Consider the following 22,227-nt stretch of genomic DNA (forward strand, 5'->3'; position numbering starts at 1 on the left):
GTCCCTCCCTAGAACCCAACCTGATCGCCGCCCTTTAGCGCCAGACGCGCGCGCGCCTCTTCTGGAGTAGCAACTGTCAGACCCAGATTTTCGATGATGCTGCGGATGCGAATGACCTGCTGCGCATTTGACGTCGCAAGCTCGCCTTTGCCGATAAAGAGGCTGTCCTCCAGCCCGACGCGCAGGTTTCCGCCGCGCATCGCGCTTAGGGTGGCAAAGGGCATCTGATGCCGCCCTGCCGCCAGCACTGACCATTCGTAATTCTCGGGCCCAAACAGTTTGTTAGCGGTGTTGTGCATATGAACCAGATGATCGGGATCCGCAGCAACTCCGCCCAAGATGCCAAAGACCATCTGAATAAAGAATGGCGGCTTGATAATGCCCTGATCTACGAACCATTTGACGTTGTATAGGTGGCCCAGGTCATAGCATTCGAACTCGAATTTGGTGCCGTGATCGCCGCCGAGCTTTTCGATCGCATAGCGGATCGTTTTGAACGTGTTGGGAAAGATGAAATCTTCGGTCATCTCAAGAAACGGGCGTTCCCAGTCGAATTGAAATTCGGTGTACTTTTGCAGCATCGGGAAGATGCCAAAATTCATCGACCCCATATTCAAGCTAGCCATCTCCGGGCTGGCAGACGTTGCCGCCAAAAGCCGGTCATCCATCGACATCCCCAGCCCGCCACCTGTCGAGACGTTTATCACAGCGTCAGTAGACTGCTTTATGACCGGCAAAAACTGAGCAAACAGTTCGGGACGAGGATCAGGTTTGCCAGTCTCTGGATGGCGCGCGTGCAGGTGGATGATCGATGCACCGGCTTGGGCGGCTTCAATGCTGGCGGTGGCAATCTCAGCAGGGGTAACCGGCAGGTGCGGCGACATGGAAGGGGTATGGATACCGCCCGTGGGTGCGCAGGTGATGATAACGGACTTTGGCATCAGAGTTTCATCTGCTGAACTTGCGCCGACAGCCCGCCATCGAGCACCCAAAGCTGACCGGAGGCATAGCGCGCTTCATCTGAGGCCAGCCAATTAACCAGATTGGCAATGTCCGTGGGTGTGCCATAGGTGCGCATCGGATGCACGTCTCGCACGGCCTTTTGCAGTGTTTCAATATTGCCGCCACCCCCGCCAGAACCATCACCGTTGAAAAAACTCTGTAGCATCGGTGTATCGATGTAGCCTGGGCAGATCGCATTGACGCGGATGCCTTCGGGACCATGATCGCAAGCCATGGCGCGAGTCAGCGCATGCACCGCGCCCTTCGTGGCGCAATAGGCAGCAAGGCCGGGATCGGCGATGAACCCGTCATACGAACCGAAATTGATCAGGCTGGCGCTGCTGCCCGACTTCGCAGCTTCACGCATCAGCGGCAGTGCGTATTTTGAAGTCAGGAATGTCCCCGTCGAGTTCACAGCAAAGCTCTGATTCCATTCCTCAAGCGTGGTTTCCTCCACGGTCTTTTCGATTTCGATCCCTGCGGCGTTCACCAGAATATCCAGTTTTCCCTGTCCACGTCGCACTGCTTGCATTGCGGCGATAGCATCGGCCTCTTGCGTTACATCAAGTTTCAAAAAGATGCTGCCATCGTCGTCATGGGCATTGAGCGATCCATGGGGTGTGAGATCGGCAGCGTAGACCGTCGCACCTTCCTTTATGAACCGCGCCACAATCGCGCGTCCTATGCCGCCGCGTGCGCCAGTCACCAGCGCGATTTTTCCGTCAAGCTTCATCAATTCTGGTCCTTCAAAGGGGGATAGCGGTAGCGATTTGCGGCTGCGGTCCAATCCATATGGTTTCGCACGTATTGCTGGCTGGCGTCGCTCGGCGGGTTGTAGTCCCAACTTTCGCTTGCACCTGCTTCCATCGCAGCGTGCAGGGCCCGACGAGATTTTTGCGTTGCGATGATCTGTTTGCGCAGTGCTTTGCCATCCCAACGCGCGGCAACCTCCGCCGCAAAGTTTGACGCCGCATCGGCATATTCCGCATCTGCCGCGACATTGCGCATTTCCAAGGGATCTACGCTGAGATCATAAAGCTGAGCTGGATCACTGTCGCAATGAATGTATTTCAACACCCCGCGCCGGATCATTATCACGGGATAGCCCGTCATCTCTGCGCAGTATTCACCAATTGCTTCGTCAACCGGGTCGTCCTCGCCACTCATCAAGGGGACCAAACTGCGCCCGTCTATCGGTTCACCGAGCATTGACAGGTCGCCGCCGGCAAGTTCGATAAACGTTGGCAAAAGATCCACGAGCGAAACAGCATTACGCGCTGTCCCGACAGCAACGCCCGGCCCGGCCATGACCATGGGCACCCGGGCTGAATGTTCAAAGAAGTTCATCTTGTACCAGAGGCCACGCTCGCCCAGCATATCGCCGTGATCAGCAGTGACTATGACAATAGTGTTGTCCAGTTCTCCAATTTCCTCGAGGGTCTGAACAAGCTCACCTATCTTGCTGTCAAAATAGCTGACATTGGCGAGATATGCCCGGCGGGCACGGCACACTTCCTCTTCCGTCAAGGGCACATACGAGGCTTCGATCCCGTCCAGCAAACGCCGAGAAAACGGATCTTGATCCTCAAGCTTTGGCACAAACGCCGGCATGTCGATGTTATCATCGGAGTAAAGGTTCCACCATTCGGGACGCGCCACATACGGATCGTGCGGATGGATGAAACTCGCCACCATAGCAAAAGGCGCATCCAGCCCGAGCGCCTTGTCCCTTGCGGCATTGATCAGCCAGCGTTTGGCGGCAAAAGCGACCTCGTCATCAAAATCGATCTGGTATGTCGCATGCGCCAGACCGCTTTCTTTAACGGTCTGCATGTTGTGATACCACTTATCGATCCGCTCGTCAGGAGCTTCCCAATCCGGGGTCCAGGCAAAGTCCGCGGGGTAGATATCGGTGGTCACGCGATCCTCAAACCCGTGCATCTGATCGGGACCGACAAAGTGCATCTTGCCGGACAGGCACGTGCGATAGCTGAGCGATTTCAGATAGTGTGCAAAAGTGGGCACTGACGCTTTGAATTCAGACGCGTTGTCATATGCCGCAATCCGGCTGATGTTCTGCCCTGACATAAAGGCAAAGCGCGACGGGGCGCAGAGCGGCGAGTTGCAATAAGCTGCATCAAAGCGCATCCCGCGCGCAGCCAACGCGTCCAAATGCGGAGTCTTGGCGATCTTATGTCCGTATGCCCCGGTGAAATGCGGCGCCAGTTGGTCCGCCATGATCACCAGAATATTCGGCCGCGTCACGCGGCACCTTTTTCGTAGGCGTCCAGAACAAGCCCGTGGAAATGGTGAACCGCGTGTTCCGATTTGCCCGAGCCATCGGGATCATGAACAATCCGCCCTTGCGTGAACGCCGGCGTATTCATCCCACGCTGTACACTTTCCACGAGGTTGATGTCTTCGACCTGAAGCACTTCGTCCAAGTATCGGATCGCATCTAACTCCATCTCGTCAGGCTCAGGCGTTTCAAGGAAAAAGTCGTAGGTTTCCAGTGTCCGATCCGGGTTCACGGGAATGATGTTCAACACAATCATGCTGGAGCGTCCGGGATAACGCATCAGGCACGTTGTCGGGTAAAGCCACCAAACGGCATGAGTCTTAACTGTCGCATTGGAAACGTCATAGGCGCTATTCGCGTTTTGACCCGCGTCCGCCATATGGCTGGAATAAATACCGTGGGTCGTCACCTTATAGGTGTCCATATCCACCAGATCGCAGAAGTCCTTGTGCGCGGTCGGGCAGTGATAGCACTCAAGGAAATTGTCGACGACGTTTTTCCAGTTCGACTTGATATCATAGGTCAGCCGATGGCCGAATGTCAGCTGATCCACATCAGGTGCCCAATGGCGCACCTCCGTTTCAAGGTTCCCGGATTGTTCAGCGAGGGGTCGCGCATTCGGATCGAGGTTAACGAAAACAAAGCCGCAGAATTCTTCGACCTGCACTTCATCAAGGCAAATTTCACCCGGGTTGAAATCAACAAGGCTCTCAGTATGCGGCGCGCGCGCCAACTGCCCGTCCAGCTTGTAGACCCAAGCATGATAGGGACACATGATCCGCGTCGTGTTGCCTTCTCCTGACAGAAGCTCATGCGCGCGGTGCTTGCAGACATTATAAAAGGCCCGCAGAATTCCTTCCTTGCCGCGTACAATCGCAATCGGATTGCCCGCGATTTCCACGGTGCAATAAGCGCCCGGCTCGCGGGTCTTCTCAACATGACAAACCCATTGCCAAGTCCGAGCGATTACCGATTTCAGATCCGCATCGAACCACGAGTGATCCGTATAGGCCTCTGCCTTCAGGGAGTAGGAACGGGCTGGATCGCTACTGTAACCGCCAGAGATTTCAGCATCGTCGTTCATAACGTCCTCCCTTGCTTTGCAGCAGTGTAGGCAATCCAGCTGAAACGGTTTAACTAAAACCGCCGCAAGTTTAACATTTTTAGGCTTCGCTCGCCTATATTGGTCCCTTCGACTTTTTGGTCGTGTTCGCCTAGTCAAACGTCATTATGTTGGCTGGGAAGGATGCTTCAGGTTATGCCCAACTCGAAATGCGCACCCGCAGAGAACGTCTGCTCTCCGGCCATATCAACCGATGCTGCGTCCACAACTAGCGTCGCCTTTTGTCTTGGTGCGTACCTTCGCTGAAGTTCGTCCCAACTTCCGCTTTGCGAACAAACCAGCATAAATTACAAAAGGACAATTGACACTTAGCAAAACTGTTTCATGCAATGCGTCTCAAGGATTGGTAGGGGCGATAACATAAAGAGCCTTCAATGCTTCGCTGGGCTCGATCCCTGGCAAAGCAATGCGAAAAATCTCTTCCATTGTGCCTTGAGCGTACATCTCTGACAAAATGCGATCTATTAGCAATCGAAAATCATAGTCTCCTTTCGGTATCGCCAATCCTTGCTTTTCTATGGTTAGTATTTCTTGGGACAACTTGAATTTGCCCTTTAGTCCGGCAGCAATGTAGTTGACCAACAAAATCGACTGATCCGCAAAATACGCATCGATTTCGCCGTCTCTTAGCGCCTTGATACCGTCTGGGTGTGAACCGAACCGCACCATATTTGCTTCGATACCCTCCGCTTCAAAGGAATTGAGAACGGATGCTTCTGTTGTCGTGCTGCTTCTCATACCAATCTTCTTCCCCGCCAGCGCACTCATAGTGCCCTCGGCTTCAATTGGTAATAATATGGACGTGCCATCGACATATATTGGAAGCGAGAAATCAACGGCTTCGCGACGGGAAAGTGTTATAGTCGCAGCCCCACAGAGCATATCTATTTCTCCCGAGGCAACTTTGTCGAAACGATCCTTGGAGTCGACCGGAATGAACTGGACGTTCAATTCATTCAATTCCAGTTTCTTCGCGAGACGCTGTGCGACCTGATCGCAAATCAAGGGTGACAAGCCAAACGGCCGACCTTGGTCGTTGACGTAAGATAGTGGCGCAGCATCTATTCGAAAACCAAAGCGGATTTCGTTATTTTTTGTTATCCGTTCGATTGTCTGAGCAACCGCTCCGGTTGTGAATAGAACCATCACACTAAGTACAGAAAGCAAGCGCATGGGTTTTATTTCTTTAATCATTGTCCGTCCCACAGGAGTACAAGGCATCTCATGTCGAGAATAATACACATTGAGGCTCAAAAAGTCAGATTATTAACGACAAGAGTTTCTGGGCGAGGGAAGAAAACCGCATCTTGGCACCGTAAGTAGCTGACTCAGTTTAGACTAGGGCATAGATTATTGGGCTGGGCTTAAGTTCGATTGTCCAGCATGGAATACATCTATTGGATGTCGCGGTATCAAACTAACACTGAACTGACTTTTTTCATGACAAAAAGTTAAAACATTCCGCTTTGGGCTCAGTGCAGCCAACAGTCACCGTATGGCACTCTATGCGTTTTGTGTGACCTACCGAATTGGGTTCAGCTGATACCATCGCTGCCGCGTTTCTGAAGGTTAGGCCCGAGTAAATAGGGCTCAAAGCGGTTATTCGCTTCACTCGGCATGAGCGGTTGCTTTGCGGACAAAGCTGCCATTAGCAAATAATCAGCAATGGCAGCGGTTCACGAAAGGGGGACATTTCAGCTCCACACGTAGGTCCGGACGACGGCCTGGACTTTAATCAATCACAGTTTGCCCTCCGCACGTTTACCTTTTAACGCAGTTACACTAACTCGAAACACGGCCTTCTGTGCTACCGATATGACAAACGGCAGCGTCGAGGCGACATCGTACTGATAAATTGTCTTGTCAGTTTGCCAAAGTCTACTCGGGTTTCTCTCCGCCACCACTAAACAAATTCGTATTTTTGACTTTGTTTGGTAAGCGCGTACAATTGCAACAGGTTTAGGCGCAAAATCCGCAAGTTAGGCCACCTTCACAGCGACGAAGTGAGGAACGCGGGCTGCACGGGAGGGGGATATGAAGAGAACTTTTGGTTGGCTATTTGCTTTCGTGTTGCTTACCGGCTGCTGGGAGAAGGAAGAAGATGCGACCCAAACACTTATTCGACCTGTCAGAGCCACCGAGATTTCCGACCTCTCCAGTTTGCATGACCGATATTTTGTCGGAACAGCCAGGGCCGCGCGCGAAGTCTCTTTGGCCTTTCGCGTACCGGGCAATGTTGTTGGCGTCGATGTTCAGGTTGGCGACCTTGTAACTAAGGGTGACATTATGGCAGCCTTGGATCCAGCCCCGTACCAGGCTGAAGTAGACCGGCTTAACGCCGAACTCGAAAGCGCACAGGCAACGTTTGAGAACGCCAAGTTGCAAACAGATCGGCAACGATCGCTGGTCGAAAAGGACGTCGCTGCTCAGGCTACACTCGACCGATTTATCGCTGGCGAGACATCCGCTAAGGCGGCCATCAATTCTGTTCAAGGCGCTCTGGACAGAGCCACTCTGGATTTAACCTATACGAGTTTGGCGGCACCGTTCGATGGTCGTGTTGTCGGCAAATACATTGAAGATTTCGAAGAAGTCGCCGCTCAGACTCCGGTGCTGCGCATTTTGGATGCCGAACGCATCGAAGTGGTGATCGATATCCCCGAACGATACATCGCCCTGATCCCTCACATTGAAGACATCACCGTTACTTTTGATGCTCTGGGGGATGTGGTTCTACCGGCGGAAATCAGCGAGATTGGATCCGAGGCTTCGGCGACGACCCGAACCTTCCCTGTCACGTTGATTATGGATCAACCGGAAGACGCACTTGTTCTTCCGGGTATGGCAGGGCGCGTCCGTGGCCAGCCAAAGGAAGGGCACGAACCATTCGATGCGATCATGGTTCCTGCCAGCGCGGTTTTCGTGCCTGAAGGGGAAACAGATCCGCATGTCTGGGTATTCGATGCCAGCTCAGAAACCGTAACGGCAAGGAAGGTTTCGCTTGGCACGCCCCGGTCGCAAGGGGTGGCCGTTAGTGAAGGTCTGGAATTTGGTGATGTGGTCGTCACTGCCGGAGCGAATTCTTTGCGAGAAGGCCAAAAGGTTTCACGACTTTCCGAGGATACAGAGTAATGGGTCTCGCGGCGTTCTCCATCCGCAACGCCAAATTCGTTTGGTTCACGGTAGTCATGCTTACGTTGGGCGGCATTTCGGCTTTCTTTAGTCTGGGGCAGCTAGAAGACCCCGAGTTCACTATCAAAACTGCGGTTGTGACCACCCTCTATCCCGGCGCCAGCCCTGAAGAAGTTGAGCAAGAGATCACAGAACGGATCGAGCTGAAACTCCAGGAAATTAAGGAGATTGATTACATCTCGAGCGAAAGCAGGGCGGGTGTGTCGACGATTAAAGTCGAAATTCGCCCGAACTATTGGTCGGACCAGCTACCGCAAATCTGGGACACACTACGTCGGAAAGTCAGAGACGTGGAAACAGACCTGCCCCCTGGCGCGGGTCGTCCTGCCATCAACGATGATTTCGGTGATGTCTTCGGTCTACTGCTGGCTATGACGTCCGATGGGTTCTCCGCTCAGGAGCTTGATGGGTATGCCGAAGACTTCAAGCGAGAGCTCTCGCTGATCGACGGTGTCGGCCGCGTCGATCTTTGGGGAGAACGCGACAGGGTCATTTATCTGGAAACACGGGAAGAAGCCTTGGCCGCATTGGGAGTTTCGGCTCAGACAATTCTCAACACGTTACAGACCCAGAATGCGATCGTGGATGCAGGGCGGGTAAACGTCGGTGACTACCGCATGCGCATTGCGCCCAGCGGAACCTTCACAAGCCCAACTGACATCGCAGATTTAGTCGTCCGACCAAGTGGTCTGGATCAGGCTCAAAGCGGTCAACGTCGTGGGCCAGAGTTGCTAAGGCTGGGCGACATCGTTGAGGTTAAAGAAGGCTACATTGACCCACCGATAACTATGATGCGTTATAACGCGCTTCCATCTATTGGTTTGGCCATATCCTTCCAGTCTGGGGTCAACGTTGTCAGTGTTGGTGAGGCGGTAGATGCGAGAGTATCAGAACTGATCGCAAGCCTGCCGATGGGCATCGAGGTTGAACGGGTTCATTGGCAATCCGATGACGTAAACCTTGCGGTCAGCAGTTTTCTGGTGAGCCTTGCCCAAGCCGTCGCAATCGTCCTGGTCGTTTTAACTTTGGCGATGGGTGTTCGGATGGGGATCATCATCGGCAGCGGGCTGATTCTAACAATCCTAACCACCTTCATACCCTTGGCAGCACTTGGCATAGATCTTCAGCGCATGTCCTTGGGTGCATTGATCATTGCGCTCGGCATGATGGTAGATAACTCGATCGTGGTAGCGGACGGCGCCATGGTCCGGATGTCGCAAGGAATGGACCGTGCAAAGGCCGCGATTGAGGCCGCAACGCGTCCCGCTATGTCGTTGCTTGGGGCCACGTTTGTCGCGGTCATGGCTTTCTACCCGATCTTTGCATCTGTCGAGAGCGCAGGGGAGTACTGCCGAACACTCTTCTCAGTTGTTGGGATCGCGTTGCTGGTCAGTTGGTTGCTGTCGATGACGGTAACACCACTGCAATGCGTTGCCATGCTACCGGAGCCAAAGGGTGGAGCAAGCGAGACCTTTGACACCGGTTTCTATGCGATTTACCGCCGCTTTCTGGCTGCGGCGATCCGCGTGCGTTATCTGACGATCGGGGTGGCTTTGGGTGCTTTGGTCATTGCCGGGGTTGGCTTTGGGTCTATCACACAGCTGTTCTTCCCGACCTCGTCGATGACCAAATACATGATCGACTATTACGCGCCTGAAGGAACTCGGATTGAAGCCGTGTCAGAAGCGATCTCGCGGATCGAAGAAAAGGTTGAAATGGACGATCGTGTCACTGGCATCGCCAGCTTTATCGGAGCTGGCCCGCCGCGTTTCTACCTGCCGGTCGACCCCGAGGGAACCAACCCATCCTACGCGCAAGTCATTGTGAACGTCGAGGATTACCGCGACATTCCAGAGATGACCAAAGAGATATCGCTTTGGATATCAGCCAATATCCCCGAGGCGACCTCTTTCACACGCCAATTTGGTGTAGGACCTAGCAATACATGGGCGTTCGAGAACCGCATCGTCGGCCCGGCGGATGCTGATCCTGAGACATTGCGCAAAATTGGTGACAGAGCGGTTGCGATATTAGATCAGCATCAATGGACGAAAGTGGCGCGCACCGATTGGCGCAACCGTGTCCTGAAAACAGTCCCAGCCTATGACCAGGACCGAGCGCGATGGACCGGCATCACCTATGAAGATCTTGGTAACACGACAAAACGTGCATTTGACGGGCGTTCGGTCGGCCTTTACCGCGAAGGTGACGAGTTGCTGCCAATCATCGTTCGGCCCGGCGCAGAAGACGTGGCTGCCGTCGACAACTTTGAACTGTTGCAACTTCAGTCACCGTTTTCTGTTGAGCCTGTGCCATTGGCGCAGGTCGTACGCGGCGTGAATATCCAGCCCGAAGATCCAACGATCAATCGTCGCGACCGGCGCCGTGTTCTGACTGTGCAAGCCAATTCAATCGATAGCGTAACTCTGCCAAGCTATCGCGCCGCAGTTCTTGCCGATTTTGAAGCTTTGGAGGCTGACTTGCCGCCGGGCTACAGCATGGAATGGGGTGGAGAGTACGAGGACACAGTTTCTGCGCAAGCGTCTTTGATTCCGGGTATGATCCCCGCGTTTTCGATCATGGCATTGATTGTAGTTGGGCTGTTTAACTCATACCGCAGACCGCTTGTCATTTTCCTGACTGTACCTTTTGTGCTGATAGGTATTGTTCCGAGCCTGCTCCTCACAAACACACCGTTTGGGTTCGTTGCCTTGCTCGGGGGCATGAGCCTGGCGGGCATGATGATCAAAAACGCAATCGTTCTGATCGATCAGATCAACGATAACTTGGCCGAAGGTCAGCCGGGCTACGACGCCGTTTTGAATGCCGGAGCCTCAAGACTGCGCCCTGTCGTACTGGCCGCCGCCACTACAGTTTTGGGTGTGATACCGCTACTGCCAGACGTGTTTTGGGTGGGTCTTGCTGTAACGATCATGGGCGGTTTGACGGTGGGTACGATGCTCACAATGATCCTGGTACCGGTCTTGTTCGCCACGCTGAGCGGCATTCGACAGTCACCGAAAGCCGTTTGACGTCATCTATAGCGGTCTTTGGATCGTTTTTTTCGAGCATGTACTTGTTGAGTGTAAACAACTCATTTGGGGGTAAAGATGGACAATACAGTACTCTACTTTCTGGTCGGCATCTTCGTGGTTGGCCTAGTCTCACTGGGATATTTTGCCAAAGGTAGCGGAGCACTGCTTGTGATCGTGATATTGGTTGGTGTGTTGTTAGCGATGATCGCATTTTTTGGGGGTTACTTTGGCGAGACACCGAAGTGAGCTTGTAGTGGCATCATTGAAGACGCCTCGCGAGTTACAGGAAACGCCAGTTGATCCGAGAAGGAGGCTCATTGGATTTGACGCTTGGTGACTACTTTGTTCAGTGCCATCTATAGGCACCATTTTCTGCGAAAACAGAGATCAGGCGCGCTTTTCGCCGATTGTGGCCACGCCCAGAACCGACAGTACTTTGGCCTCGATCTGCTCGGCATTCATACCAGCTACCGCGTACATATCCGCCGGGCTGGCCTGATCGATGAAGATGTCAGGCAGCACCATCGAACGGTATTTCAGACCCGCATCAAACACGCCTTCATCCGCCAACAATTGCGCCACGTGGCTGCCAAAGCCGCCAATCGCCCCTTCTTCAATGGTGATCAGCGCCTCGTGATTGGCGGCCAGATCCAGAATCAGGTCGCGGTCCAGCGGTTTGGCAAAACGCGCATCGGCGATCGTCGGCGTGATGCCCTTGGCGGTAAGCGCCTCGGCGGCTTTTTGAACTTCGGCCAGACGTGTGCCGAAGGACAGCAGCGCAACCCGTGCGCCGGTTTGGATGATGCGGCCTTTGCCGATTTCCAGAACCTCACCGCGTTCGGGCAGGTCTACACCTACACCCTCGCCTCGCGGATACCGGAAGGCGATGGGGCCTTCGTCATGTGCGGCGGCGGTGGCGACCATGTGCATCAGCTCGGCCTCATCCGAGGCGGCCATCACCACCATGCCCGGCAGGTTGGCCAAATAAGCGATGTCGAACGATCCCGCATGCGTCGCGCCATCGGCCCCCACAAGCCCCGCGCGGTCGATGGCGAACCGGACCGGCAGGCGTTGAATGGCAACATCATGCACAACCTGATCATAACCGCGCTGCAGGAAAGTCGAATACATCGCGCAAAACGGCTTCATCCCACCCGCAGCCAGCGCGGCGGCAAAGGTCACGCCGTGCTGTTCAGCAATCGCCACGTCGAAACAACGTGAGGGGTAGCGTTCTGCAAACAGGTTCAGCCCGGTGCCGTCTGGCATCGCCGCAGTCACAGCCACGATCTTGTCGTCGCGCCCGGCCTCTTCCACCAACGTGTTGCCAAAGACCGAGGTATAGGACGGCGCGTTTGATGGCGCTTTGTGCTGTTTGCCCGTCACTACGTCGAATTTCGCGGTTGCATGCCCCTTGTCGCGAGCTTGCTCGGCGGGGGCATAGCCCTTGCCCTTTTTGGTCAGCACGTGGATCAGGATCGGCCCGGTCGCCCGTGCCTTGACGGTACGCAACACCGGCAGCAACTGGTCGATGTCATGCCCGTCGATGGGACCGATGTACGAGAATCCCAGCTCCTCGAAAAACGTGCCGCCCATGGCCATGCCCTTAAGCATCTCTTTGGCGCGTTTCGCCCCCTCGCGGAAGGGTTCCGGCAGCAGGGACACCGCGCCTTTGGCGGCGGCTTTCAGATCGTGGAACGGGGCCTCGGTATATATCCGCGAAAGGTAACTGGAGAGCGCACCAACCGGGGGCGCAATGCTCATCTCGTTGTCGTTCAGGATTACGATCAGGCGTTTTTTCAGGTGGCCAGCATTGTTCATCGCCTCGAACGCCATGCCTGCGGACATCGAGCCATCGCCGATCACAGCAATCGCATCGCCTAACCCTTCGGGCGTGACACCGCCCAGATCGCGCGCGACGGAAAACCCAAGCGCAGCACTGATCGAGGTGCTGGAATGGGCAGCCCCGAACGGGTCATAGGTGCTTTCGCTGCGTTTGGTAAAGCCGCTGAGGCCGTCTTTCATGCGCAGAGTGCGGATCCGGTCGCGCCGTTCGGTCAGAATTTTATGAGGATAGCACTGATGCCCCACATCCCAGATGATCTTGTCGCGCGGGGTGTCAAAGACGGCGTGTAGCGCGGTGGTCAGCTCGACGACACCCAAACCAGCGCCCAAATGCCCGCCGGTGACGGAAACGGCCGAGACGGTCTCAGCCCGCAATTCATCGGCGATCTGCCGCAACTGCGAATCCGAAAACTGCTTGAGGTCCGCAGGGCGGCTCACAAGGTCCAGCAGGGGCGTATTCGGGCGGTCAGACATATGGCGCGTTCCTGGCTTAGCTGTCCCGGGCAATAACGAAGCGGGCGGCGTCCTTCAAGGTTTCAGCAGCAGGCCCATAGCCATCCAGCGCAGCACAGGCCTGATCCACCAGCTCCGCCGCGCGGGCCTTGGCGGCGTCCAGCCCCAGCAGCGAGACAAAGGTGGCCTTGCCCGCCTTTGCATCCTTTTGCAGACGTTTTCCGGCTTTTTCGGCATCACCCTCAACATCCAAGATGTCATCCGCGATCTGAAAGGCAAGGCCCAGAGCACGGGCATAGTGGCGCAGCGGGTCCGGGTCTGCCTGAGCCAGCCATGCCCCCGCGCAGGCAGACCATTCGATCAGCGCCCCGGTCTTACCTGCCTGCAACCGCGTGATCTGTTCCAGCGTCAGCGGAGCCTCCGCCGTTTCCGCCGCGATATCCAGCGCCTGTCCCAGCACCATACCTTGCGCACCGCTGGCTTTTGCCAGTGTTAGAGTCAAATCTGAGCGAATTGCGGCCTCGCCAACCTGCGCGTTCCCGCAAAGCTCAAACGCGAGCGTCTGCAACGCGTCCCCGGCCAGAACGGCCGTACCCTCATCCCATTTTACATGAACCGTGGGCCGCCCCCGGCGCAGATCATCATCATCCATGCAAGGCAGATCATCATGGACCAGCGAATACGCGTGCAGCGCCTCTATAGCCGTCGCGGGCCAAATGGCTCGTTCAGTCTCAACACCATGCAACCGCGCACTTTCCAATACCAAAAATCCGCGCAGCCTTTTGCCGCCCTTGGTGGCATAGGCCATCGCCTGGGTCACATCCAGATTGTCCAGCGCCCCCAGAACCCGATCAAAATGGGCTTGAATCCGCGCCGCATCCTGCGCCAGTCTGTCACTGAACATTTACTGACCTTCGACAGGCGTGGTCCCGGTCGGCTGACCATTGGCGTCCAGCGTGATCGCCGCCACTTTTTCCTCGGCCCGCTTCAACTCATCCTCGCAGCGTTTCTTCAGCTGCGCCCCGCGTTCGTACAGAGCAATGGACTGGTCCAATGCAACATCGCCACGCTCAAGCTGACCAACCACGGCCTCCAGCTCTTTCATAGCCTGTTCGAATGTCATCTGGTCGACGGGTGTCTCGGTCATTGGGCTGCCTTCATCAATTCTTCCACATGAGCACGGGTGGCCTCGGCCAAGGCTTTCAGATCATACCCGCCCTCCAGAGTCGAGACGATACGACCCTCACACACCTCTGCCGCGATCTGGCACAGCTCTGACGTGAGCCAGGCAAAATCCCCGGTGGACCAGTTCAATTCGGCCAGCGGATCATCCTGATGCGCGTCAAACCCGGCCGAGATGACAATTAGCTCAGGTGCAAAGGCACGCAGACGCGGGAAGGCCAACCGTTCATAGGCCGCACGCATCTCGGCCCCACCTGTACCAGGTGCCAGAGGGATATTCAGCACCGTGTCATAAGCACCGGTTTCATTGGGGCGCCCGGACCCCGGCCACAAGGGCATCTGCTGGCTTGTAATGACCAACGCGCGCTTTTCGTCCCACAGCAGACCCTGCGTGCCATTGCCGTGATGCACGTCGAAATCCACAACGGCCACGCGGCTCAGCCCGTGATGATCCAGCGCATGTTTCGCCGCCAGAGCCGCGTTGCCGAATAAGCAAAACCCCATGGCAGTGTCAGTCTCAGCATGATGCCCCGGAGGCCGCACCGCGCAAAACGCATTCGGCGCCTCACCACCCAGCACCAAATCCACCGCCCGAACAGCCGCCCCCGCCGCGCGATATCCCGCGCTCACCGACCCCGGCGACATGATTGTATCGCCGTCGATCTGCCGAAACCCGTCCACAGGCGCGCTGCGCCGAATGTCTTCAATATAGCTGTCCGGGTGAATACGCCGCAGATCATCATCTGCTGCCAAAGGCGCAGTCTTGCGATCCAAATCCAGCGGCTCCAAGGCATGCAGAATATGTTCCAATCGCGCGACCCGCTCAGGGTGGCCGTCCGGCGTCACATGTCCAAGACAATCCGCATGAGTCAAAAGCGCAGTCTTCATCAGGATCCCATCTTCATCTGGCTAAAAATATCCTCGCCGAAGGCAAAAAATCGCCGCGCAGCGGCCCTTAGTCCGGGGCCAACATGTACCCTGCACCGCGCACAGTTTGCAAATACCGCGGCTGCTTGGGGTCCTGTTCGATCTTGCGCCGCAAACGGGTGATCTGCACGTCCACCGCGCGCTCCTGCGCCTGGCCTTTGTCGCGGCCCAAATCTTCAACCAGCTTCGACCGGCTGATCGGCTCACCCGGTTGGGCTGAGAAAATCTTCATCAACTGACTTTCCGTAGCCGTCAGACGCACAGGTTCTTCGCCCTGCCACATCTCGCCCTTCTCAACATCATAGCGGATGGGTCCGAGGTTCAGGATCTTGCTAACCGTCTCTTGCGCAGGTGTCTCGGGCATCCGACGCAGGATCGCGTTGATCCGTAGCAACAATTCCTTGGGTTCGAACGGCTTGGCCAAATAGTCATCGGCCCCAGCCTCAAGCCCCGCGATCCGATGCTCGGTCTCGCCGCGCGCGGTAAGCAACAGGATCGGCGTCGAATGGGTTTCGCGCAGCGCCTTCGTTAGGCTAACACCATCTTCGCCCGGCATCATCACATCCAGCACGATCATGTCGAAATCCAACCCCGACAACACCCGCCGCGCGTGGGCTGCATCACGGGCCGACGTCACCAGAAACCCGTTCCGCATCAGAAACTTCTTGAGCAGATCCCGAATGCGTTCGTCATCGTCAACGATCAGCAGATGCGCGTCCATATCGCTCATGAGGTGGTATCCCGCAATTTCCTGTATGCATGACGCATATCAGCATCCATCATCGCTTCAAGCACTTTACGAAACCCTGAAACGGCCTCGGGGCCCGCTTCCTTGTACGCCGCCCGCATCCGAACGCGCTGCGACTCGGACAATGTAGTCTCCAATTCTCGGCCTCTCTCTGTCAGAAATAGGTGCCTTTCACGTTTGTCCACGGTTCCCACCCGACTTTCGACCAATCCGTCGTCAATCAAGGTTCGCAACACCCGGTTCAGAGACTGTTTCGTCACGCCCAATATGGCCAGCAGATTGTTCACCGTGGTTCCCGGAGCCCGGTTGATGAAATGAATGGCCCGGTGATGCGCGCGACCATAGGCCAGTTCGGACAGGATACGATCAGGGTCCGCCGTAAACCCGCGATACGCGAAAAACATCGCCTCAATCCCTTGCCGTAACTGCTCATCCGTCAGAAACAGCAGGCTTTCTCCGCCAAAGACCTGGGCGGGACGGGTGTCGGACATCTTGTGCCTCATTCGTTACTTGGGTCGAGTTTATGTCAGCGTTATTGACATTCCAAGGGCAGACAGGTATCGAATCGCAGTTTTTGCGCAACATTATGTCCGCTTCGGACTTAAATAACGCAACAATCGGAAATTTCAGCCCGGTTCAGGAGGTTTCGCATGTCGGGATATGATGATCGTGATGGTGTCATCTGGTTGGATGGCAAACTGGTGCCCTGGCGCGAGGCCAATGTACACATCCTGACCCATGCGATGCACTATGCGTCTTCGGTCTTTGAGGGCGAACGCGCCTATGGCGGCAAAATCTTCAAAAGCCGCGAACATTCCGAGCGTCTGATCGCCTCGGCCGAGGCTCTGGACATGCCAATGCCGTATTCGGTGGACGATATCGAGGCCGCCAAGGAAGAAACCCTGAAAGCCAGCGGACTGCAGGACGCCTATGTGCGCGTTCTGGTCTGGCGCGGCTCGGGTGAGGATATGGGCGTGGCCTCGGCCAAAAACCCGGTGCGGATGGCCGTGGCTGTCTGGCCTTGGGGCGCTTACTACGGCGACGCCAAGATGCAGGGTGCGAAGCTGGATATCGCAGAATGGAAACGCCCCAGCCCCGAAACCATCCCGGTTCACGCAAAAGCGGCGGGTCTCTACATGATCTGCACCATCTCCAAGCACAAAGCCGAGGCCAAGGGATGCTCGGATGCCTTGTTCATGGACTACAACGGCTATGTGGCCGAGGCTACCGGCGCCAATGTCTTCTTCGTCAAAGATGGTGAGGTTCACACCCCTCTAGCCGACTGCTTTTTGAACGGCATCACCCGCCAGACCGTCATTCAGATGCTGAAAGACAAGGGCATCACTGTCCACGAACGCCGCATCAAGCCCGAGGAAATGGCCGAATTCGAACAATGCTGGCTGACCGGTACAGCGGCCGAGGTCACTCCGGTCGGGCAAATTGGCGATTATACGTTCGAGGTAGGCGACCTCACCCGCGAGATCGCCTCGGACTATGAGGCGTTGGTCCGCGCCTGATCCCAAACAACCAATTCTAACGAACCCCCGCGGATCCGCGGGGTTTTCTTTTGCCAAACGTGCGGGACTTATTGCAGATCGTTCGAACCCATGGATGTATGCGCATAATCGTTTAGGTTAAGCATATGTTAGACCTGCTCAGCGATATCCTCACGCGCCTGTCCCTAAAAGGCACGTTCTACTTCCGCACATCGTTCACGCCGCCCTTTGGCGTCCAGGTGCCAGCCTTCGAAAACGTGGCCCGGTTTCACTTTGTACAGCGGGGCGAGCTGAAGGTGCATGTCTCGACCACTGGCGAAACACTGCGGCTACGGCAAGGCGACCTGATCCTGATCCCGCACGGGTCCGCGCATGCTCTGCTCTGCAATGAGGTTAAACCGCTGGACGCTTTGCCTTTGGAAGAGGTGCTGGAAAAATCCGGCTACCAAGGCGACGGCGTTCTGGTCTATGGCGGCGAGGACAAAAGCCGGGATACGCAGCTGATCTGCGGGCATTTCTCGTTCACCGGCCCGCCGGGGCGGCAGGGCACGGGACATATGCTAATCGACCGGCTGCCCCCCTATATCCTGATCGAGAACTACGGCGAAGAGGCCGGAGCCTGGATCGAATCGACCCTGCGCATGATCGGGTCCGAGGTCAGCGGCGCCCGCATTGGCGGCGATCTGATTGCGCTGAAACTATCCGAAGTGCTGTTTGCCCAAGCCATCCGCGCCCATCTGGAACATCAAAGCCCCAGCGAATCTGCCTTGGCTGGGTTTGCTGATCCCCGCGTGTCACGCGCGCTGACAGCTTTCCACCAGTCTCCGGCGCAGGACTGGAGCGTCGAGTTGCTGGCCCGCGAGGCCGGGATGTCACGCACGGCCTTTGCCCAATTATTCGCCGAAAAGATGGGCACGACTCCGATGCAATACCTGACCGACTGGCGCATGCAGATCGCCTGCCATGGTCTGACCGAAAGCCGCTGGAACGTCGCGGACGCAGCCGCCGAAGTGGGCTATGCGTCCGAGGCCGCATTCTCGCGCGTGTTTAAAAAACAGGTCGGTCTGTCCCCGGCAGCTTATCGAGCCATGCACTGAAGCGACGATTTTTTGAACGATCTGCAATATCATGCGAACGAGCCGGACTGATACGTTCGGGGTTACTGATCTAACTTGGACTCATACCAAGCTAAGGAAAGGAACCTTCCATGTCTGCCCGTTTCGTGACCCGCAACATTCACGCCTATCTGGATTACCCCGTTGCCATTGCGCTGATGACCTTGCCATTCATACTGGGTCTAGGCCAATCCAACCCGCTGGCGCTGTGGCTGTCGGTCGTGACCGGCGTCGCCGCATTTGTGCTGACCGTGCTGACCGATCACCATCTGGGGATTTGGCGTGTGCTGCCCTATAAACTGCACCTGACAGTCGATCTTCTGGTCGGGCTGACCTTCCTTGCTGCGCCCAGCCTGCTTGGATTTTCCGGCCTGGATGCGGTATTCTACTGGGTGAACGGTGCGGCAGTTGTTGTGGTGATCGCACTCAGCGCGCCGGAACAGGACGTCACGGCCTAAGCACCTTGTCCACAAGTGTCACAATATCATCGTGATACTTTCAAAAAACTGAGCCGCTTGTTTTACAAACAGGCGGCTCACTGCCGCTCACCAATCGCGTGGTCCCTAAGGACCACCAGACAGGAGAGCCCAAATGACCCGAATCCTACGCCCCAATCGCCGAGCCTTTCTGGCCGGCAGCACCGCCTTCGCCGCATCACTGTCCATGCCAGCCATCAGCCGCGCATCCTCGCGCCCGGTTTTCACCCACGGCGTTCAGTCGGGTGATGTTGACACCACCTCGGGTATGATCTGGACTCGCACCGATCGACCGGCTCGCGTGATGATGGAAGTGTCCACCACCGAGAGCTTTACTGATGCGCGCAAGCTGACCCCGATGGATGCAATCCCCAACAGCGATTTAGCCGTCAAGCGACTGGTCGACGGGTTGCCGTCGGATCAGGACATCTTCTATCGGTTTACCGCAGCGGATCTACACGACATTAGCACCATATCAGAGCCTATTATTGGCCAATTTCGCACTGCACCGACCTCACGCCGGAATATCCGCTTTGCCTGGTCGGGCGATACCGCTGGGCAGGGTTGGGGCATCGACGACGAAGGGATGCGCACCTACGCCACCATGGCGCAGCACAAGCCCGATTTCTTCATCCACTCGGGCGACACGATTTATGCCGATGGTCCGATGCAGGATGAGGTCGTCAAAGATGATAAACTGATCTGGAAAAACACCACCCTGATCGACGAGAAACGCAAAGTGGCTGAAACGCTGGACGAATTCCGTGGTCAGTGGAAATACAACTTGATGGACGAGCATGTGCGCACTATGAACGCCGTCTGCCCGACCTTCTTTCAGTGGGATGACCATGAGGTCGTGAACAACTGGTCGGATGCGAAAGACCTGATCTCGGACGACCGCTATTCTGAGAAATCGGTGCACGTGCTGCAATCCCGCGCTGCCCGTGCCTTCCACGAAATGACACCGCTGCGCATCACCCCGGCCGAGCCGGGGCGGGTGTATCGCAAGATCGCATATGGTCCAATGCTGGACGTGTTCTTTTTGGACCTACGCAGCTATCGCGGGCCGAACGGGGCCTCGATGGAGGATGAGATCACTGATCAGTCCCGCATTCTGGGGGCCGAGCAACTGGCTTGGCTGAAACGGGAACTGGCCGCGTCCGAGGCGACGTGGAAGGTTATCGCATCCGACATGCCAATCGGTCTGATCGTCTGGGACAACTGGCGGGAACAAGCCGGGGCCGAAGCCATCGCAAACGGTGATAGCGGCCCCGCCAAAGGGCGCGAGTTGGAGATTGCCGAACTGCTGCAATTTATCAAAACCGCCGGGATCACCAATACGGTCTGGTTTACCGCTGACGTTCACTATACCGCCGCGCACTATTACGACCCTAACAAAGCGCAATTCCAGGATTTTGAGCCGTTCTGGGAATTCGTCTCGGGCCCGCTGCATGCCGGAACTTTTGGGCCGAACGCCTTGGATGGGACCTTCGGCCCCGAGGTCAAATTCGTCAAAGCCCCGGCCGAGGGACAAGGTGTCAATCTACCCCCCAGCGCCGGTCTGCAGTTCTTTGGATTGGTGGATATCGACGGAGCCACCGAGCAGATGACAGTGCGTCTGATGGACCGCGCCGATACCGAGCTGTGGTCGATCACGCTGGACCCAAAGTCTCGCGCAATTTAATGGGATCAGAGCGCCCCAGACTTATGATCAGGGGCGCTCTGTCATTCCAACACTTAAAAATCCACGCCGCGCTGGGCTTTGATACCAGCTTGGAACGGGTGTTTCTCTTCCGTCATTTCGGTGACAAGATCTGCATAGTCACGCAGCGCCTGCGGCGCGTCGCGGCCCGTAAGAAACACGCTGGTTTTGTCCGAGCGTGCATTCAGCCCATCAATGACCTGCTCGACCGACAGATACTCGTACCGAAGGGCAATGTTGATCTCGTCCAATACCACCAGGTCATAGTGCCCGCTGGCCATCAGGTCACACGCCTTGCCAAAGGCGGCGTTGGCCGCGGCGATGTCACGCTCTCGGTCCTGCGTGTCCCAGGTAAAGCCCTCGCCCATTGTGTGCCATGTGACCAGATCGCGTTCTTCAAAGAAACGCCGCTCACCCGTTTTCCACTTACCCTTGATGAACTGCACAACGGCAACTTTCTGGCCCCAGCCCAGCGCCCGAATGACCACACCAAACGCAGCCGAGGATTTACCCTTGCCCTTGCCGGTATTGATCAGGACCAACCCGCGCTCGGGGTCTACGGCCTCGGAGACTTTCTTGCGGTGCTGGGCCTGCACCTTCTGCATCTTTTCCTTGTGATCCTGCGCATCACTCATGGTGGGAACCTTTCCTTGTGTTGCGCCCAACCTAGGTGAAGTTCGCGAAAGGTAAAGATCAGCCTTTGGGATCCGTGACTGAACGCGCTTTTGCCCGCTCCAGCCCCAGTTGCCGTTCGCGCAGGATCACCACCACATTTCCCGCGATAACCAACGCTGCCCCACCCAACATGACCAAAGTCGGCAGCTCGTCGAACCAGACATAGCCGATGACCACCGCAAACAGCATCGTGGTATAGTCATAAGGTGCCAGCATCGAGGCTTGCGCGAACTTGTAGGACGTCGTGACCAATATCTGTGCAACCCCTCCTGTCAGCCCTACAAGTGCCAATATTAGGGTCTGTTCAAGCGTGGGCGCGGTCCATCCCCAAAATGCCGTCAAGGCGGACAGCAGCGTTGCCGTAACAGAAAAGTAAAAGGCCACGGCGGCGGGGTGATCGACCTGAACCAGTTGTCGGATATGGATTTGCACGAATCCTCGCGCCATCGTGGCAACCAGAACGCATAGCGCGCCGAGGGTTGCCGTGCTTTCCATGTTGTTGCCGCCCAGCCGGGGCCAGATCATGATCAGAACGCCCAGCAGCCCAAGGCCGACAGCACCGATACGGATCATGCGAATGCGCTCACCCAGAATGACGGCCGCCAGAATCAGCGTGAAGATCGGCGTGGCGTAGCCAATGGCCGTGACCTCGGGCAGAGGCAGCAGGGCCAGCCCCGTAAAGGTCAGCCCCATGGCCGAAGTTCCCAGAACACCGCGCCAGACGTGGCCCATCGGCTTTCGGGTGATCAACCCTTGCGCCAGCTCTCCACGCCAAAGCAGCCAGCCAATGATCACAGGGATGGCAAAGAGCGAGCGGAAAAAGACCATCTCGCCCGGCGGGAACGTATCCGACAGCGCTTTAACCAATGCGGCCATAGCCGTGAACAGGAACAATGCGCCCAGCTTCAGACCCACCGCCAGGGCGGGTCGATGCGATGTTAAGGATTTTGCCATGGGCCG

Annotated in this window: 20 protein-coding genes; 7 read left to right on the forward strand and 13 right to left on the reverse strand. The window is 56.3% G+C overall.

What is annotated here, in order from left to right:
* Positions 1-8: 8 nt before the first annotated feature.
* From kce to GOV80_RS13360, 5 genes are all read right to left on the reverse strand, one after another.
* Positions 9-941, reverse strand: a complete 933-nt coding sequence (gene kce, locus GOV80_RS13340; protein WP_170785378.1) for a 3,5-dioxohexanoate:acetyl-CoA acetone transferase — start codon at positions 939-941, stop codon at positions 9-11.
* Complete coding sequence (locus GOV80_RS13345; RefSeq protein ID WP_170785380.1) at positions 941-1,735, reverse strand: SDR family NAD(P)-dependent oxidoreductase; 795 nt, start codon at positions 1,733-1,735, stop codon at positions 941-943. The genes kce and GOV80_RS13345 overlap by 1 nt, the downstream gene beginning before the upstream one ends.
* Positions 1,735-3,267, reverse strand: a complete 1,533-nt coding sequence (gene betC, locus GOV80_RS13350; RefSeq protein ID WP_170785382.1) for a choline-sulfatase — start codon at positions 3,265-3,267, stop codon at positions 1,735-1,737. The genes GOV80_RS13345 and betC overlap by 1 nt, the downstream gene beginning before the upstream one ends.
* On the reverse strand, positions 3,264-4,385 hold the full coding sequence (locus GOV80_RS13355; protein ID WP_170785384.1) for an aromatic ring-hydroxylating oxygenase subunit alpha: 1,122 nt from the start codon (positions 4,383-4,385) through the stop codon (positions 3,264-3,266). The genes betC and GOV80_RS13355 overlap by 4 nt, the downstream gene beginning before the upstream one ends.
* 375 nt (positions 4,386-4,760) lie before the next feature.
* A complete protein-coding gene (locus GOV80_RS13360; RefSeq protein ID WP_170785386.1) occupies positions 4,761-5,618 on the reverse strand; it encodes an amino acid ABC transporter substrate-binding protein in 858 nt (285 codons plus the stop codon).
* Between the two features lie 840 nt (positions 5,619-6,458).
* Here GOV80_RS13360 and GOV80_RS13365 point away from each other — a divergent pair.
* The 3 genes from GOV80_RS13365 (at position 6,459) to GOV80_RS13375 (ending at position 10,897) form a co-directional block, all read left to right on the forward strand.
* Positions 6,459-7,556 (forward strand): efflux RND transporter periplasmic adaptor subunit, encoded by a 1,098-nt coding sequence (locus GOV80_RS13365; RefSeq protein ID WP_170785388.1) that lies wholly within the window; start codon positions 6,459-6,461, stop codon positions 7,554-7,556.
* Positions 7,556-10,648, forward strand: coding sequence for an efflux RND transporter permease subunit (locus GOV80_RS13370; protein WP_170785390.1), 3,093 nt, complete (start codon positions 7,556-7,558; stop codon positions 10,646-10,648). The genes GOV80_RS13365 and GOV80_RS13370 overlap by 1 nt, the downstream gene beginning before the upstream one ends.
* Positions 10,649-10,726: 78 nt before the next feature.
* A complete protein-coding gene (locus GOV80_RS13375) occupies positions 10,727-10,897 on the forward strand; it encodes a hypothetical protein (RefSeq protein WP_170425586.1) in 171 nt (56 codons plus the stop codon).
* Positions 10,898-11,038: 141 nt separating this feature from the next.
* Here GOV80_RS13375 and dxs read toward each other — a convergent pair whose 3' ends face one another.
* From dxs to GOV80_RS13405, 6 genes are all read right to left on the reverse strand, one after another.
* Positions 11,039-12,967 (reverse strand): 1-deoxy-D-xylulose-5-phosphate synthase, encoded by a 1,929-nt coding sequence (gene dxs / locus GOV80_RS13380; RefSeq protein ID WP_170785392.1) that lies wholly within the window; start codon positions 12,965-12,967, stop codon positions 11,039-11,041.
* 16 nt (positions 12,968-12,983) lie between these two features.
* Positions 12,984-13,850 carry a polyprenyl synthetase family protein gene (locus tag GOV80_RS13385; RefSeq protein WP_170785394.1) on the reverse strand — a complete coding sequence of 289 codons (867 nt, stop codon included), beginning with the start codon at positions 13,848-13,850 and terminating at the stop codon, positions 12,984-12,986.
* Positions 13,851-14,093 carry an exodeoxyribonuclease VII small subunit gene (locus GOV80_RS13390; RefSeq protein WP_170785396.1) on the reverse strand — a complete coding sequence of 81 codons (243 nt, stop codon included), beginning with the start codon at positions 14,091-14,093 and terminating at the stop codon, positions 13,851-13,853.
* Positions 14,090-15,016 (reverse strand): histone deacetylase family protein, encoded by a 927-nt coding sequence (locus GOV80_RS13395; RefSeq protein WP_170785398.1) that lies wholly within the window; start codon positions 15,014-15,016, stop codon positions 14,090-14,092. The genes GOV80_RS13390 and GOV80_RS13395 overlap by 4 nt, the downstream gene beginning before the upstream one ends.
* Positions 15,017-15,083: 67 nt before the next feature.
* On the reverse strand, positions 15,084-15,785 hold the full coding sequence (locus GOV80_RS13400; RefSeq protein ID WP_170770751.1) for a response regulator: 702 nt from the start codon (positions 15,783-15,785) through the stop codon (positions 15,084-15,086).
* Positions 15,782-16,294, reverse strand: a complete 513-nt coding sequence (locus GOV80_RS13405) for a MarR family winged helix-turn-helix transcriptional regulator (protein WP_170785400.1) — start codon at positions 16,292-16,294, stop codon at positions 15,782-15,784. The genes GOV80_RS13400 and GOV80_RS13405 overlap by 4 nt, the downstream gene beginning before the upstream one ends.
* Before the next feature lie 159 nt (positions 16,295-16,453).
* Between GOV80_RS13405 and GOV80_RS13410 the strand changes: the two genes are divergently transcribed.
* The 4 genes from GOV80_RS13410 (at position 16,454) to GOV80_RS13425 (ending at position 20,574) form a co-directional block, all read left to right on the forward strand.
* On the forward strand, positions 16,454-17,320 hold the full coding sequence (locus GOV80_RS13410; protein ID WP_170785402.1) for a branched-chain amino acid aminotransferase: 867 nt from the start codon (positions 16,454-16,456) through the stop codon (positions 17,318-17,320).
* 125 nt (positions 17,321-17,445) lie between these two features.
* A complete protein-coding gene (locus tag GOV80_RS13415) occupies positions 17,446-18,396 on the forward strand; it encodes an AraC family transcriptional regulator (protein WP_170785404.1) in 951 nt (316 codons plus the stop codon).
* Positions 18,397-18,506: 110 nt separating this feature from the next.
* A complete protein-coding gene (locus GOV80_RS13420; protein WP_170770758.1) occupies positions 18,507-18,872 on the forward strand; it encodes an SPW repeat domain-containing protein in 366 nt (121 codons plus the stop codon).
* A gap of 133 nt (positions 18,873-19,005) precedes the next feature.
* Positions 19,006-20,574, forward strand: coding sequence for an alkaline phosphatase D family protein (locus GOV80_RS13425; protein WP_170785406.1), 1,569 nt, complete (start codon positions 19,006-19,008; stop codon positions 20,572-20,574).
* A gap of 53 nt (positions 20,575-20,627) precedes the next feature.
* On the opposite strand, the gene cobO is transcribed toward GOV80_RS13425, so the two are convergent.
* Both cobO and GOV80_RS13435 read right to left on the reverse strand, forming a co-directional pair.
* A complete protein-coding gene (cobO, locus tag GOV80_RS13430) occupies positions 20,628-21,227 on the reverse strand; it encodes a cob(I)yrinic acid a,c-diamide adenosyltransferase (RefSeq protein ID WP_170770762.1) in 600 nt (199 codons plus the stop codon).
* A 58-nt stretch (positions 21,228-21,285) separates the two neighbouring features.
* Positions 21,286-22,221: a DMT family transporter gene (locus GOV80_RS13435; protein ID WP_170785408.1), complete on the reverse strand. Its 936-nt coding sequence runs from the start codon at positions 22,219-22,221 to the stop codon at positions 21,286-21,288.
* Positions 22,222-22,227: the final 6 nt, after the last annotated feature.

The sequence above is a fragment of the Ruegeria lacuscaerulensis genome, from assembly GCF_013034685.1.
Classification (GTDB): Bacteria; Pseudomonadota; Alphaproteobacteria; order Rhodobacterales; family Rhodobacteraceae; genus Ruegeria; species Ruegeria lacuscaerulensis_B.